1 protein-coding gene is annotated in these 1,589 nt (G+C 49.7%); it reads left to right on the top strand.

The window, feature by feature from the left end; genetic code table 11:
- The coding region (locus GGQ60_RS22835) for a beta strand repeat-containing protein (RefSeq protein ID WP_221236029.1) at positions 1–1,589 on the top strand (1,589 nt) is incomplete at both ends.

Below are 1,589 nucleotides of genomic sequence, written 5' to 3'. Positions count from 1 at the left end.
ATGGCTGCTGCAACCAGCAACCCATCGATTACGGCAAGTACAGTACCGGCTACGGTGAACATCACCGATAACGATACCTCGGTAGCTACGATTACCGCGGGTACTTCATGCAGTGAAAACGGTCCGGTGAACGGAAGCTTTACGGTAACGCTGAGCAATCCATCATCACAACCTACCACCATTACCTATACTTTGGGTGGAACGGCTACTGAGGGCAGCGATTACTCGGCCATTGTGACCAAGACCATTACCATCCCGGCAGGTCAGACTACGGGAACAATTACCATCCCGGTATTGAGCGATAATATCGTTGAAGGCACTGAAACGGTTGTGGCTACTTTAACGGCATCAGGCAACCCGACAGTAACGGTAAGCAACACCCCTGCAACAATCAACATTACGGACAATACCACCGCAACGGTTACTGTTGCAGCCACTAAAGACGGTGCAGAACCAGGCACCGCTGGTGAGTTCACCTTTACCTTAAGTAATGTATCTACAAGTGATACGCAGATTACCTATTCGGTAACCGGCACAGCTACCAGCGGACTGGATTATACTTCGATCGGTACTACGGTAACCATCCCGGCAGGGCAGACTTCTGTAAGGGTAAGTGTACCTGTACTGGATGATAACATTGCAGAAGGTACTGAAACGGTGATTTTGACGATGGCTGCTGCAACCAGCAACCCATCGATTACGGCAAGCACGGTACCGGCTACGGTGAACATCACCGATAACGATACCTCGGTAGCTACGATTACTGCGGGTACTTCAGGCAGTGAAAACGGTCCGGTGAACGGAAGCTTTACGGTAACTTTAAGTAATCCATCATCACAACCTACCACCATTACCTATACTTTGGGTGGAACGGCTACTGAGGGCAGCGATTACTCGGCCATTGTGACAAAGACCATTACCATCCCGGCGGGTCAGACTACGGGAACAATTACCATCCCGGTATTGACTGACAACATTGTTGAAGGCACTGAAACGGTTGTGGCTACTTTAACTGTATCGGGTAACCCGACAGTAACGGTAAGCAATACCCCTGCAACGATCAACATTACGGACAATACCACAGCAACGGTTACCGTTGCTGCCACTAAAGACGGTGCAGAACCAGGCACCGCTGGTGAGTTCACCTTTACCTTAAGTAATGTATCTACAAGTGATACGCAGATTACCTATTCGGTAACCGGCACAGCTACCAGCGGATCGGATTATACTTCGATCGGTACTACGGTAACCATCCCTGCAGGGCAGAGCAGTGTAAGGGTAAGTGTACCGGTACTGGATGATAACATTGCAGAAGGTACTGAAACGGTGATTTTGACGATGGCTGCTGCAACCAGCAACCCATCGGTTACGGCAAGCACGGTACCGGCTACGGTGAACATCACCGATAACGATACTTCGGTAGCTACGATTACCGCGGGTACTTCAGGAAGTGAAAACGGTCCGGTGAACGGAAGCTTTACGGTAACGCTGAGCAATCCATCATCACAACCTACCACCATTACCTATACTTTGGGTGGAACGGCAACAGAGGGTAGTGATTACTCAACGATCGTAACCAAGACCATTAC

The sequence above is a fragment of the Pedobacter zeae genome (genome assembly GCF_014196715.1).
GTDB classification, from domain to species: Bacteria; Bacteroidota; Bacteroidia; order Sphingobacteriales; family Sphingobacteriaceae; genus Pedobacter; species Pedobacter zeae.
This window is presented reverse-complemented; position numbering and strand designations above follow the sequence as displayed.